This window comes from Pseudomonas sp. No.21, assembly GCF_054558415.1.
In genome coordinates this window covers 187457-199694 of the sequence record NZ_BAAJNO010000008.1, presented here as the reverse complement: position 1 = coordinate 199694, position 12238 = coordinate 187457, and the positions used below count along the sequence as shown (strand labels likewise).

8 protein-coding genes are annotated in these 12238 nt (G+C 65.5%); 7 read left to right on the top strand and 1 reads right to left on the bottom strand.

Going from position 1 to position 12238, the window contains the following annotated elements; all coding sequences use genetic code 11:
* The first annotated feature begins 3 nt into the window (after positions 1-3).
* Genes asnB (ACYJSS_RS18320) through ACYJSS_RS18290 form a run of 7 tightly spaced genes read left to right on the top strand, consistent with a single transcriptional unit; the run spans position 4 to position 11102 of the window.
* The gene (asnB, locus tag ACYJSS_RS18320) at positions 4-2001 is read left to right on the top strand and encodes an asparagine synthase (glutamine-hydrolyzing) (protein WP_236204870.1); all 1998 of its coding nucleotides are present in this window, start codon (positions 4-6) and stop codon (positions 1999-2001) included.
* 24 nt (positions 2002-2025) lie between these two features.
* A complete protein-coding gene (asnB, locus tag ACYJSS_RS18315) occupies positions 2026-4002 on the top strand; it encodes an asparagine synthase (glutamine-hydrolyzing) (RefSeq protein ID WP_236204871.1) in 1977 nt (658 codons plus the stop codon).
* 1 nt (position 4003) lies between these two features.
* Positions 4004-5605 (top strand): glycosyltransferase, encoded by a 1602-nt coding sequence (locus tag ACYJSS_RS18310; RefSeq protein WP_236204872.1) that lies wholly within the window; start codon positions 4004-4006, stop codon positions 5603-5605.
* Positions 5602-7764, top strand: a complete 2163-nt coding sequence (locus ACYJSS_RS18305; RefSeq protein WP_236204873.1) for a heparinase II/III family protein — start codon at positions 5602-5604, stop codon at positions 7762-7764. Before ACYJSS_RS18310 ends, ACYJSS_RS18305 begins: the two co-directional genes overlap by 4 nt.
* On the top strand, positions 7757-8908 hold the full coding sequence (locus ACYJSS_RS18300; RefSeq protein ID WP_236204874.1) for a GumK N-terminal domain-containing glycosyltransferase: 1152 nt from the start codon (positions 7757-7759) through the stop codon (positions 8906-8908). Before ACYJSS_RS18305 ends, ACYJSS_RS18300 begins: the two co-directional genes overlap by 8 nt.
* Positions 8905-9999 (top strand): glycosyltransferase, encoded by a 1095-nt coding sequence (locus ACYJSS_RS18295; RefSeq protein WP_111261800.1) that lies wholly within the window; start codon positions 8905-8907, stop codon positions 9997-9999. Before ACYJSS_RS18300 ends, ACYJSS_RS18295 begins: the two co-directional genes overlap by 4 nt.
* Positions 9996-11102: a glycosyltransferase family 4 protein gene (locus tag ACYJSS_RS18290; protein WP_236204875.1), complete on the top strand. Its 1107-nt coding sequence runs from the start codon at positions 9996-9998 to the stop codon at positions 11100-11102. Before ACYJSS_RS18295 ends, ACYJSS_RS18290 begins: the two co-directional genes overlap by 4 nt.
* A gap of 77 nt (positions 11103-11179) precedes the next feature.
* Here the strand turns inward: ACYJSS_RS18290 and ACYJSS_RS18285 are convergent, their stop codons facing one another.
* A complete protein-coding gene (locus tag ACYJSS_RS18285; protein WP_111261798.1) occupies positions 11180-12238 on the bottom strand; it encodes a hypothetical protein in 1059 nt (352 codons plus the stop codon).

Genomic DNA, 12238 nt, shown 5'->3' with positions numbered 1-12238 from the left:
TCAATGTGTGGAATTACGGGCGCCTTCAACCCACAGGCAAAGGTATGCGATGACCGGACCCTGGTTAACATGCGGGATCGCATGCTGCACCGGGGGCCGGATGGTGCGGGTATATGGCGGGAGCGGCAGGAGCGCTGCGTACTGGGGCATCGTCGGCTGTCGATCATCGATCTGTCGACGGCGGCTACCCAGCCCATGGCGAACGAAGACGCCTCCGTGGTGCTGAGCTTCAACGGCGAGATATACAACCACGCGGAGCTGCGCCGCGAGATTTCCAAGATCCGGTCGTTCGCCTGGCGTACCGACCACTCGGATACCGAGGTGCTGCTGCGTGCCTACGAACTCTGGGGCATCGACTGCGTCAACAGGTTCCACGGCATGTTCGCCTTCGCCATCTACGATGCGCGCAACCCGAACGCCCCGATCCTGCACCTGGCACGAGACCGCGCGGGCAAGAAACCGCTGTACTTCACCCGTACCCAGGCCGGCGAGTGGCTGTTCGCCTCGGAGATCCGTGCGCTGTTCGGTCATCCTGCGGTATCGCCGCAAATGGAACCCGCCGCCTTCTGGCATTACCTGACCTTCATCGTCACGCCGGCTCCGCTGACCCTGTTCAAGGGCATCTTCAAACTGCCGGCAGGCCATGTAATGACCGTCGATGCACGGGGCGAGGCCAGCGCGCGCAAGTACTGGGACTGCATTCCCAGCGCTGCCGACATCCGCGAACGCACCGACGAACAGGCGGTGTCGGAGATGACCGCCTTGATGCGCCAGGCCATCGAGCGGCGGATGGTCTCGGATGTGCCCTTCGGCGTGCTGCTCTCCGGTGGGGTGGACTCCAGCCTCAACGTGGCGCTCATGAGCGAGCTGCGGGACGCGCCGGTCACGACCTTCTCGATCGGCTACGAAGGCGAGGACGACACCAACGAATTCAAGTACGCGCGCCGAGTGGCCGAGCGCTACCGCACCGAGCATCACGAGATGACGATCAACCACCGCGATGCGCAAGACTTCTTGCCTGAACTGGTGCGCCTGCAGGACGAGCCGATCGCCGACAACGTATGCATTCCGTTGTACTTCCTGTCCAAGCTGGTGCGTGAGAGCGGCACCACGGTCGTCCAGGTGGGAGAGGGCGCCGACGAGAACTTTCTCGGCTACTGGTGGTGCGACCATTACCGGGACAAGGCGATGACGGTCTACAACCCGGCATTGCCTGGGCCCCGATTACCCTGGTGGCGACGCTTCGTTTCACAACCCAGGACGCTGCTGCCGGCGTTGACAGCCGAAGACAATGAGATCCAGAAGCGCGCGCGCTCCGGCCAGGAACTGTTCTGGGGCGGGGCGGTGTGCTGGTGGGGGGGCATGCGTGACCAGCTCACTCCCGACCACTCGAGCTTCGCCAGTCAGATCGACTGCCCGGTCAAGGGCCTGCTGCCGGACTCGCACCAAGGCACCGACAGCAATGCGGTAGTCGCGCACTACCTCTCATCCATCAGGGGCAAGCTGCTCGAGCCCGATGTGCTGCAGAAGATCCCCTACCTGGAAATGAAGCTGCGCCTGCCCGAACACCTGCTGATGCGCGTGGACAAGCTGACCATGGCGCACTCCATCGAGGCGCGCACGCCCTTCCTGGATCACGACATCATCGAGTTCGCCCGCACTCTGCACCCCCGGCACAAGCTGCGCGACGGCGTGGGCAAGCACGTGCTTAAGAAGGCCGCCGAGCCCTATCTCGACCACGACATGATCTACCGCAAGAAACAAGGCTTTGGTGCACCCATGGAGGCCTGGTTCAAACAGGAAGACTTCGGTCGACGTTGTCTCGCCGCATTCGAGCGATCGCGACTGGTCCGCGAGGGCTTCTTCGACAATGACTACTTCCGCGACATGCTGAAACACCAGATGGGCACCGGGGGTGGTTACAGCTTCCACTTGTGGACCGTGCTCAACGCCGTGCTTTGGCATGAGTCCTGGATCGAAGGACGGACCGATTGCTTCTGATGCCGCTTGCGAGAACCTGACGCCATGTGCGGAATCTGCGGAGTATTCGTAGCGGAGGGCGGCCAGGCCGTTTCCGAACCGGTGCTGGCCCGTATGCGCGACAGCCTGATTCATCGCGGGCCGGACGCTGCCGGGCTGTGGATCGACCCTTCGCGTCGCCTCGGGCTGGGGCACCGGCGGCTGTCCATCGTCGACCTCGATGAGTCTTCGACCCAACCCATGTCGGATGCCGGCCAGTCGGTGGTCGTGGTCTTCAACGGCGAGATCTACAACCACGTGGGCCTGCGTCGTGAGCTGGAGGCAGCCGGCTATCGATTCCGCACCGCGCATTCGGACACCGAGGTGCTGGTCCAGGGTTACCTGGCCTGGGGCTGGGAAGGCCTGTTGCATCGCCTGCGCGGCATGTTCGCCATCGCCCTCTGGGACGTCCCACGGCGCACGCTCTACCTCGGGCGCGACCGGGTCGGCATCAAACCGCTTTATGTGCAGGGAAACAGTTCACGCCTGCTGTTCGCCTCGGAGATCAAGGCGATCCTGCAGGTGCCAGATGTGGCGCGGGAGATCGACCCGGCCGCCCTGTACCACTACCTGAGTGGCATGGTGGCCCCGGCCCCCATGACACTGTTCCGCGGCATTCAGAAACTGCCGGCCGGGTGCTACCTGCGCATTGTCGATGGCGGCCCGCTGGAGTTCCGGCGCTACTGGCATCCCGCCCTGGCGGGCTTTTCGCAACCAACGGACCGCGAGGCGGCGGTACGTGCCGTTCGAACGGCCTTCGACGAGGCACTGGTGGAGCACATGGCCGCCGATGTGCCCGTCGGGGTGCTGCTTTCCGGCGGCGTGGATTCCAGCTCCCTGCTGGCGGGCATGGCGGCCCGTGCCAACGGCGCGACGGTGCACTCCTTCTCGGTGGGCTATGGCGGCTTCCCCGAGATGGACGAGCGCGAGTACGCCCGCGACATGGCCCGTCACTTCGGCTCCGAACACCATGAGATCCTGGTGACCCAGGACTCGTTCGAGCAGTCCTGGGACGCTATCGTCCATCATCAGGATGAGCCGCTGGCCGACTGGGTATGCCTACCGCTCTACCAGGTTTCAAGGTTGGCTGCGGGCGAGGTCAAGGCGGTGCTTGTGGGCGAGGGCGCGGACGAACTGTTCGCCGGCTACAGCGGCTATCTGCGTTACCTGGAACTGCACCGGCGCTTCTGGACGCCGTATCGACGCTGGCTGCCGCAAGGGGTGCGCCGGGGAATCGGCCAGTTGGCGGAGCGGGCCGGGCGCGACGGTCTGTACCGTTCGTCAGGCCTGGACTTTCTCCTCCGCGCCAGCCGTGACAAGGAGTGTTTCTGGGGCGGCGCGGCGACGTTCTGGGAGATCCAGAAGAGTGCCCTGCTCAACAAGGGCACCATCGACTTCGCAGAGGGCTCCGGCCCGCTGGACGACAGTGCCCTGCGGGTGGCGGACAGCGACGCGATCATGGCGGCCGCCGCGAGCCTGCTACCGGCCGGCGATGACGAACAGCTGCGGCGCATGACCAACCTGGAGCTGGCTTATCGCCTACCCGAACTGCTGCTCATGCGGGTCGACAAGATGACCATGGCGCACTCGATCGAGGCGCGCGTACCCTTCCTCGATCACCGCCTGGTCGAGGCGGCTTACGCAATGCCCGCCGCCTGGAAGCTCCAGGGCGGGCGCACCAAGTCGCTCCTCAAGGACGCGGTACGTGGGCTGATCCCGGACCGGGTCATCGACCGGCCCAAGGTCGGTTTCGGTGCCCCGGTGGCCCACTGGCTCAAGGGCGAACTGGGCCGTCGGGTCGAGTTCGAGATCAGCCAATGTGCGCTATTCAGAGGGGGCTGGTTCAACGAAGGTTACGTCCGCAGCCTGTTCGAGGCGCATCGCAACGGCCGCGGCAACTACGGCGCCAACCTGTGGGCGCTGTACAACCTGGCCAGTTGGTACGACCGCTGGATCGAAGCACCGAGCGGGCGGGGCCACTGATATGGCGCACCTGCTGATCTGCGATGGCGAGCCGCCCCTGGGGCTGGACCTGCCCCAAGGCGTGGAAACCTGGTCGCACACCGAGTTCGCGGCCACCGTGCGTGGCCCCGGGCTGCGCCGCCACCTGTTCCGCCATGCCTCGGTCACCCTGGTCCTGCCGCACCTGGGCCTGCGCCCGCGGCCCCTGCTGGTGATGGGTGTGCTGCGGCTGCTCGCCCGTGGCGAGGTCACCCTCGTCGACACGAGCCTGGCCCGCCTGCGCATTGGCCCTTGGCAATTGATCCGCCAGATGACCCGGGCCGTGGGCGAAGCGCTGCGCCTGCCCGGGCTGTTGGAAGGGGTCCGCGATGAACTGGCAGAGCTGTCACAGCGGGCTCAGCAACGCGGCGCTGTGGCGCTGCACCCCGGGGCGCCTTGCCTGTACCTGAAGACGGACCTGTGGTTCTCGACCCAGGTCGGTGGCTCGGTCACCCACATGGCCGGTGTGATCAACAACCTGGCTGTCACCACTGGGACGCCTCCACTGGTGCTTTCCACGGCAGGCAATCCGATCCTGGATACCGCCATCGCCGTGCGGACGATCCTTCCACCCCCCGTATTCTGGGATTTCCGTGAAATCCCGGCGCTGCTGTTCAGTCGCTCCGCCAGTGATGAGGCGAAAGCGGCCCTTGGCGGGCGCAGGCCTTCCTTCATCTACCAGCGCTACAGCCTGAACAACTATGCCGGCGCCAGGCTGGCCCTGGCGCTGGAGGTACCGCTGGTGACCGAATACAACGGTTCGGAAGTCTGGATCAGCCGCAACTGGGGTACGCCGGTGGCACGGCCAGCGCTTTCCGAGCGGGTCGAGCAACTCAACCTTGATGCAGCCGACCTCATCGTGGTGGTCAGCGAGGTACTGCGCCAGGAACTGCTCGAACGCGGCGTGCCGGCCGAGCGCATCCTGGTCAACCCCAACGGCGTGGATGCGGAAGCTTTTCACCCGGCCATCGACGCCACCGCGTTGCGGCGGGAACTGGGCCTGGAGGGCATGACCGTCATCGGTTTCATCGGCACTTTCGGTCCTTGGCACGGCACCGAGGAGCTGGTCGAGGCGTTCGCCAGGCTGCTGGAGAGCCGCCCGGAGCACCGAGAGAGCGTGCGCCTGCTGCTGGTGGGGCAGGGGGTGCGCCATGCGGCGACGTTGGAGAAGACGGAGCGTTTGGGCGTAAGCCAGAACTGCGTGTTCACCGGCCAGGTGCCGCAACAGGACGCGCCACGCTACCTGGCCTGCTGCGACATGCTCGTCGCCCCCCATGTACCCAACCCCGACGGCACGCCGTTCTTCGGGTCACCCACGAAACTCTTCGAGTACATGGCAATGGGGCGTCCTATCGTCGCTTCGGCGCTGGGGCAGATCGGTGAGGTCCTGGACCATGGGCGCAGCGCCTGGCTGGTCGAGCCGGGGGAACCGGGCAGGCTTGCGGAAGGCCTCTCCGTGGTGCTGCAGCAGCCCGATCTGGGCCGGCACCTGGGTGCCAGCGCCCGGCAGGAGGTGCTTGAACGGCACACCTGGCGGCACCACACGCAGCGAATCGTCTCCTCGCTGGAGCGGCTGTGCCCATGAACGGATTGATGAGAGTCAGACGCCTGCTGCGTCACCCGCTGGCCGAGATCGTTCGTCGCGTGGCGGCCTTCGTACTGCGCAATTGGGCCCGGCTGCGCCTGCAAGCACGCGACCGCTTCCTGCCGACCTTCGGGAGCCAAGTGCCCGTGCAGCCCCTGCAGAGGCTGTTGCCACCGCTCACGGCGGAGATGCTGGCTCCCTGGCGCCAGGCCTTGGCCGTCGACGCAGCTCGCATACGCGCCCACCGTTTCGACCTGCTGGGTGCCTGGAACGTCTGCCCCGACCTCGGCTGCCAGCCGGCGGGGCTGGAGGGACACCGCTACAACGCTCCCGCGACAACGGAAATCAATCCTTCCAACCGCCGCCATGGGGCGCGGTTGAGACGGCTGATCTCCCCCGGCTATCAGTCCATCGACTGGCAGCTGGACCTGCGCTCCGGCTATCGCTGGTCAGTGACTACGCCATCGGCGCAGATCCGTTACGGGCATCTGCCCGGCGTGGACATCAAGCTGCCCTGGGAGCTCGCCCGCATGCAGCATGCACCCCGCCTGGCCCTCGCCGCTGCCGCGCACCGGCTGGCCGGCGAGATAGAGATGAGTGAGGCGCTGCGTGTCGAGTTCCAGGACCAGGTGCTCGACTTCATCTCGGCCAACCCGCCGCGCTTCGGCGTGAACTGGGCCTGCACCATGGACGTGGCGATCCGAGTCGCCAACCTGCTGTTGGCCCATGACATCTTCGTCGCCGTCGGCATGGGCTTCGCGCCGGGGTTCGATACCGAGTTCAGGCGCAGCGTACAGGCCCACGGGCGCCATATCGTGACCCACTTGGAGTGGTTCCCCCATCTGCGCAGCAACCACTACCTGTCCAACGTGGCGGGCCTGCTGTTCGTGGCGGCCTACCTGGCTGCAAGTTCTGAAAGCGATGCCTGGCTGGTGCTGGCCGCCAACGAACTGGGCAAGGAAATGTTCCAGCAGTTCCAGGCCGATGGCAGCAACTTCGAAGCGTCCACCAGCTATCACCGTCTCTCGGCGGAGCTGGTGTTGTTCCCCGTGGCGCTCGCCCACCGTATCGGTGCGCGCCTGGAGGCTCTGGACCTGTCCATCCTCGAGCGTCTCGACGGTAGCGGACCAGGCCTGCTGCCAGCCCAGCGCAGCGTGCCGGCCCGCTGGGCGCTGCACTCGCAGGAAGCGCTGCATCAGCTGGCCCGGATGGCCGGTTTCTCTCGCGCCATCACCCGGCCGGATGGGCAAGTCGTGCAGGTTGGTGACAACGACAGCGGCCGCTTTTTCAAACTCACCCCCGATGCACGACCGGATGCGCCCTGGAGTGATGGTCATGCGGTGCTCATCGACTGTGTGGCTCAGCTTTGCAAGGGCGACCGGCCTCTGCCTGCATCGCTGGATGCATGGGTGATCAATGCGCTGGCGGGAGACCTCGGGGAAGGCGAGGGTGCACCGGCCATCGAGCCGCTCGCTGCGTTCCACGCCTTCGACGATTTCGGGCTTTACGTCTATCGACGCCCATCGCTCTGGCTATCGGTACGCTGCGGCCAGGTGGGGCAACTCGGCAACGGTGGCCATGCGCACAACGATCAGCTTTCGCTGGAGGCCTGCTTCGCTGGTGAGCCTTTCGTACTGGACCCGGGCACCTACCTCTACACGCCACTTCCGGAGCAGCGCAACGCCTTCCGTTCCACCCGCGCGCACGCCACCTTGAGCGCTGCGCCTGGCGAACAGAGCGGCTGGCTGGAGGGCGCTACGGGACTGTTCGGCCTCTGTCGTGTGGCGACATCGAGGGTTATCCAGGCCACCCCGGAAGGCTTCGTCGGCGAGCACGAGGGGTTCGCCGCACCGCACCGCCGCAGCGTGGCCATCCGGGACGATGGTTTCGAGGTCATCGATGAATGCCGGGCGGCTGCACGTGAGCTGGCGTTTCCGCTGTCTCCCCGCGTCCAGGCGCAGCAGGAGGAGGGGGGCTGGCTGCTGAGTAGCGGCGGGATAAGGGTTCGACTGGAAGTTTCCGGCGGCCGGTCCACGCTGGAGGAGGGGGCGTTCTCTTCAGGTTACGGCTGCAAGTCGGAGACCCGGGTGATCCGCGTGCGCGACATCCCCGAGCGTTGTGTCTGGAGCATGCGTCTGCTGGAGACCGTCCATGGTTAAGCGTGTCCTGCATATCGGCATTCATTGCTGGACTTCACCGATGCGCGTCGGCAGCCATGCCATCGCCACCCAGTTCGTGCGCCAGGGGTGGGAGGTCGCCTACATAGCGGCCCCCATCACGCCGCTCAATTTCCTGAAGCGAAGCTCATCCGTGTTTCAGGCCCGGCTGGCCGAGTACCGTGCCGGCGGCCAGCGCGACCTGGACGGCAAGCTCTGGCACTACGTGCCGTTCTCGCTCCTGGCGCCCTCCAACCGGCGCTTCCTGCGCTCGCCCTGGCTGTTCTCGAACTGGAGCAAGTTGAGTTTGCCGAACGTCAAACAGAGGGTGCACGAGGCCGGTTTCGGTGAGGTCGACCTGTTGTTGCTGGACAGCATCTACCAGCCGGCCTGGCTCGACGACATCCGCTACAAACGCTGTGTGGTTCGACTGGCCGACTACAACGCCGGTTTCGACGGCTACGGGGCAGGGGCCCAGCGCAGCGAGATGAACGCTCTGGCGAGGGCCGACCTGGTGGTCACGGCTTCCCGAGGCTTGTCGCAGTGGGCATCCGAGCAGGGTGCACGCCAGGTGATGTACATGCCCAACGGCGTGGACTTCGAACGCTTCACCGGGCACCCCCCGCGGCCAGCCGAATACGCCTCACTTTCTGGCCCGATCGCCGTATTCGTGGGGGACATCAGCACCTGGGTCGACATGACTCTGATCGACGCCTGCGCGCGAGCCATGCCATGGGTCAACTTCGTGCTCATCGGGCCTTGCGCCAGCCCACCGGCCACCGTACCCGCCAATGTGCACTTTCTCGGGGTCAGGCCACACGACCAACTGGCCGGCTACCTGCGTCACGCCCAAGTGGGTTTGATTCCCTTCCACCTGGAGAAATGCGGGCAGTTGGTCGCCCATATTCACCCGCTCAAGCTCTATGAATACCTGGCTTCCGGCCTGCCCGTTGTTTCAAGCCGCTGGGCCGAACTGGAGGGGCTGGGTAGCCCAGCCGTACTGTGCTCATCGAGCGCCGAGTTCGTCGCCGCCGTGCGGGTCGCACTGGAAGAGCCGAACCAGGCACCGCATTACCAGCGGTATGCGCAGTCGGCTTCCTGGCCCCAGCGGCTTGCGCCGCTGTTCTCGTGGGCGAGCGAGACATGAGCCGATACGTTCTCTACGACTACCTCCAGGTCAGCGGTGGGGCCGAGCGCCTGTCCCTCGATCTGGTGAGGGGCCTGCCGGGATATCAACTGGTGGTTTCACGTATTTACGAGCAGGCACGCTTTCTCGCCGTAGAAGAATTACTGGGAGCAGATGGGCTGCGTTGCCTGGGCGGGGTGGGTACCCGGCCGCTGCCGCGCATCGCCGAGGCCCTGGCCTGCTTCACCTGGCGCACCGGTTTTCTGCGCGATGCGGAGACGGTCGTCTACAGCGGTTTGTACGCACCATCGGCCGTGTTCAACCAGGGAGGCGGCGCGCGTATCTACTACTGCCATACGCCCCCTAGATACGTCTATGACTGGCGCGATCGCTACCTCGTGCGCTTTGCACCGCCGCTCCGGCCGCTGGCCGCCGCAGCCTTCGATGCCCTGGGACGGCGCTACGAAGCCGCCCTAGGGCGTATGGACAGGATCATCGCGAACTCCGAGAACGTACGCAGTCGTATTCGCCAGCATCTCGGCCTGGAGTCCGAGGTGATTCATCCGCCGGTGGATACAGAACGATTCAGGTGGACGGGGCAAGGGGACTACTTCGTCTCACTGGCACGGCTCGAGCCACACAAGCGGGTTGACCTCATCATCCAGGCCTTCCTCGGTTTACCAGGACAGAAACTGGTGATCGCCTCGGGAGGGCGCGACGAGGCACGACTGAAGGCCCTGGCCAAGGGGGCGCCCAATATCGTCTTCACCGGCTGGCAGGATGAAGAGGGCTTGCGTGCATGCGTAGGCGGTGCCCGGGCGGCGATCTACGTGCCCACGGACGAGGACTTCGGCATGTCGCCAGTGGAAGCGATGGCAGCCGGTAAACCGGTCATCGGCGTGCGTGAAGGAGGGATGCTGGAAACTGTTCTGGATGGCGAGACCGGCACTCTCGTAGCGCCGGCCCTTGACGTGGAAAGCCTGCGTGAAGCCATTGGCGACATGCCCCCGGCAAGGGCCCTGGCGATGCGCGAGGCCTGTGAGACACAAGCGGCACGCTTCTCGAAGAAGCTATTCCTGGAACGCATGGAGGCGGTCACTCGAAGCCCATGAAAGTACTCCACTTCTACAAGACCTCGGTGCCCGAATCGATGGGCGGGATCGAGCAAGTGATCCACCAGATCGGGCTAGGTGCGGCCAAGCAGGGGGTGCAGACGGACGTGCTGTCCCTGACGCGCAGGCACGTTCCCCGTATCGTCGATGTCGGGGGTTACCTGGTACACCGCGCCAAGATGGACCTGCAGATCGCATCGACCGGTTTTTCGGCATCGGCGTTCCTGCGCTTCTACCAACTGGCCCGCCACGCCGACGTGATCCACTATCACTTCCCCTGGCCGTTCATGGACGTGGTGCACTTCGCGACCGGAATCCGCAAGCCGACGGTGGTGACCTACCACTCCGACATCATCCGCCAGAAGCGCCTGCTCAAGATCTACCGGCCGCTGAAGCGCTGCTTCCTTCGCGATGTGGACCGCATCGTCGCCACCTCGCCCAACTACCTGGCCACCAGCGAAGTGCTTGCACGCTATCGAGACAAGGTCAGTGTCATCCCCATTGGCCTCGATCGTGAAACCTACCCGGCCGCCGACCCGGAACGACTCAAGGCATGGCGTGCCAGGGTCGGCCCCAAATTTTTCCTGTTCGTGGGGGTGCTGCGTTATTACAAGGGCCTGCACATCCTCATGGAGGCGGCGCGGGACATGCACGTTCCCATCGTCATAGTCGGCGCCGGCCCCATCGAGATCGAACTGCGCGCGCAGGCGCATGCCCTTGGGCTGCGCAACGTGCATTTTTTCGGTCAGTTGCCCGATAGCGACAAGGTCGCCTTGCTGGAGCTGAGCTACGCGGTGGTCTTCCCGTCCCACCTGCGTTCCGAAGCCTTCGGCATCTCTCTGCTGGAAGGCGCGATGTTCGGCAAGCCGATGATCTCCAGCGAGATAGGCACGGGCACCACGTTCATCAACATCGCCGGTGAAACCGGCCTGGTGGTGCCTCCGAGCGATCCGGCGGCGTTGCGCAATGCCATGCAGTTTCTCTGGGACAACCCGGAGCAGGCGAGTGCGCTCGGAGCGCGCGCTCAAGAGCGCTACTGGCAGTATTTCACGGCGCAACGCATGGTTACCGACTACATCAAGCTCTATCGGGAGCTACTGTGACCGCGGTACAGCCTCGCACTGGGACAATCGAATACCGTTACGTAACATTTGAAATTCAAGTTACGTAACGAAGTTTTCTAGACCCGCCCTCGCAACGACACCCGCCGTATCCGCCCATCCAGCGGCACCGTCCCGCCGCCGGGAAGGGGCAGGGGGCGGCCGTGGAGGCCCATGCCTTCGCTGACCAGCACGGCGTCGTCGAGCAGGCAGAGGTTGGATGGGGTGTCGAGGCCGGTGGCGAGGACACGGACCGTGCCGCTGGCCAGGTCGCAGTGCAGAAGGCGGCCGCTGAAGCGCTCGAAGCCGCCATGCCGCGCCTCGCCTCGCCACTGTGCATCGAGCGGTTGCAGCAGGGTGCGGCACAGTTCCAGGACCAGAAGCCCGCCGCCCGGAGTGAAGGCCAGGCCGGTGGGCAGTTGCAGGCCGTCGACCAGTGGCTGGATGGAGCCGTCTTCGGGCCAGACGCGGATCACCTGGCCGGCCCGCTCGACGAAGTCGATACCTTGCCGCGTCGGGTCCAGCCGGCGTTCACCGGAGAACAGGCTGACCAGGACGGCGCCGGTGGTGGGCTCGTACACCAGGGTGACCGGCACGGCGTCCTGGCCCTGGTCCATGTCGGGTATCTGGGCGACGACCCGTTCGCCCCGCTCGTCGAATTCCACCACCTGGTTGGTATCCGGCTTCACCGACAACCAGGTCCGTCGCCCGGGGTGAAAGCACAGGGCGTTGAGGTTGCCGCGGCTGTGGAACACCGGCACCGGCGGGTCCTGCCCCAGGTCGAGCACCCGCGAGCCTTCGACGTAGTCGGTGAGGCTGGCCAGGCAACGGCCATCGGCGCAGGCCACGTCGGAGAGCCCCATGACTTCATCACGCAGCATGCGCACCTGCATGTTCATGGAGCGGTAGCCCCGGGCCACCGGTTCTGGGGCCAGGTAGGCGCCCGGGCTGCCAGGGGCCGGGCGCAGCCGGCTGATGCGACCGCTGAAGGGCGCATCGGGGTGGCCGGAGCCGGCTTCCACCAGCAGCAGGCTGCCGTCAGGTTGCCGGCATAGGCCCCGGGGGTTGAGCAGGCCCTCGGCGACGACGACGGTGGGGCGCAGGTCTTCCTCGGGGCTGTGGGGGATGTGGATGCTCAT

What these genes read in the sequence shown, in the direction of transcription:
- asnB (WP_236204870.1), top strand. Translation starts at nt 4, where the DNA reads ATGTGTGGAATTACGGGCGCCTTCAACCCACAGGCAAAGGTATGCGAT.
- asnB (WP_236204871.1), top strand. Translation starts at nt 2,026, where the DNA reads ATGTGCGGAATCTGCGGAGTATTCGTAGCGGAGGGCGGCCAGGCCGTT.
- ACYJSS_RS18310 (WP_236204872.1), top strand. Translation starts at nt 4,004, where the DNA reads ATGGCGCACCTGCTGATCTGCGATGGCGAGCCGCCCCTGGGGCTGGAC.
- ACYJSS_RS18305 (WP_236204873.1), top strand. Translation starts at nt 5,602, where the DNA reads ATGAACGGATTGATGAGAGTCAGACGCCTGCTGCGTCACCCGCTGGCC.
- ACYJSS_RS18300 (WP_236204874.1), top strand. Translation starts at nt 7,757, where the DNA reads ATGGTTAAGCGTGTCCTGCATATCGGCATTCATTGCTGGACTTCACCG.
- ACYJSS_RS18295 (WP_111261800.1), top strand. Translation starts at nt 8,905, where the DNA reads ATGAGCCGATACGTTCTCTACGACTACCTCCAGGTCAGCGGTGGGGCC.
- ACYJSS_RS18290 (WP_236204875.1), top strand. Translation starts at nt 9,996, where the DNA reads ATGAAAGTACTCCACTTCTACAAGACCTCGGTGCCCGAATCGATGGGC.
- ACYJSS_RS18285 (WP_111261798.1), bottom strand. Translation starts at nt 12,238, where the DNA reads ATGAGCATCCACATCCCCCACAGCCCCGAGGAAGACCTGCGCCCCACC.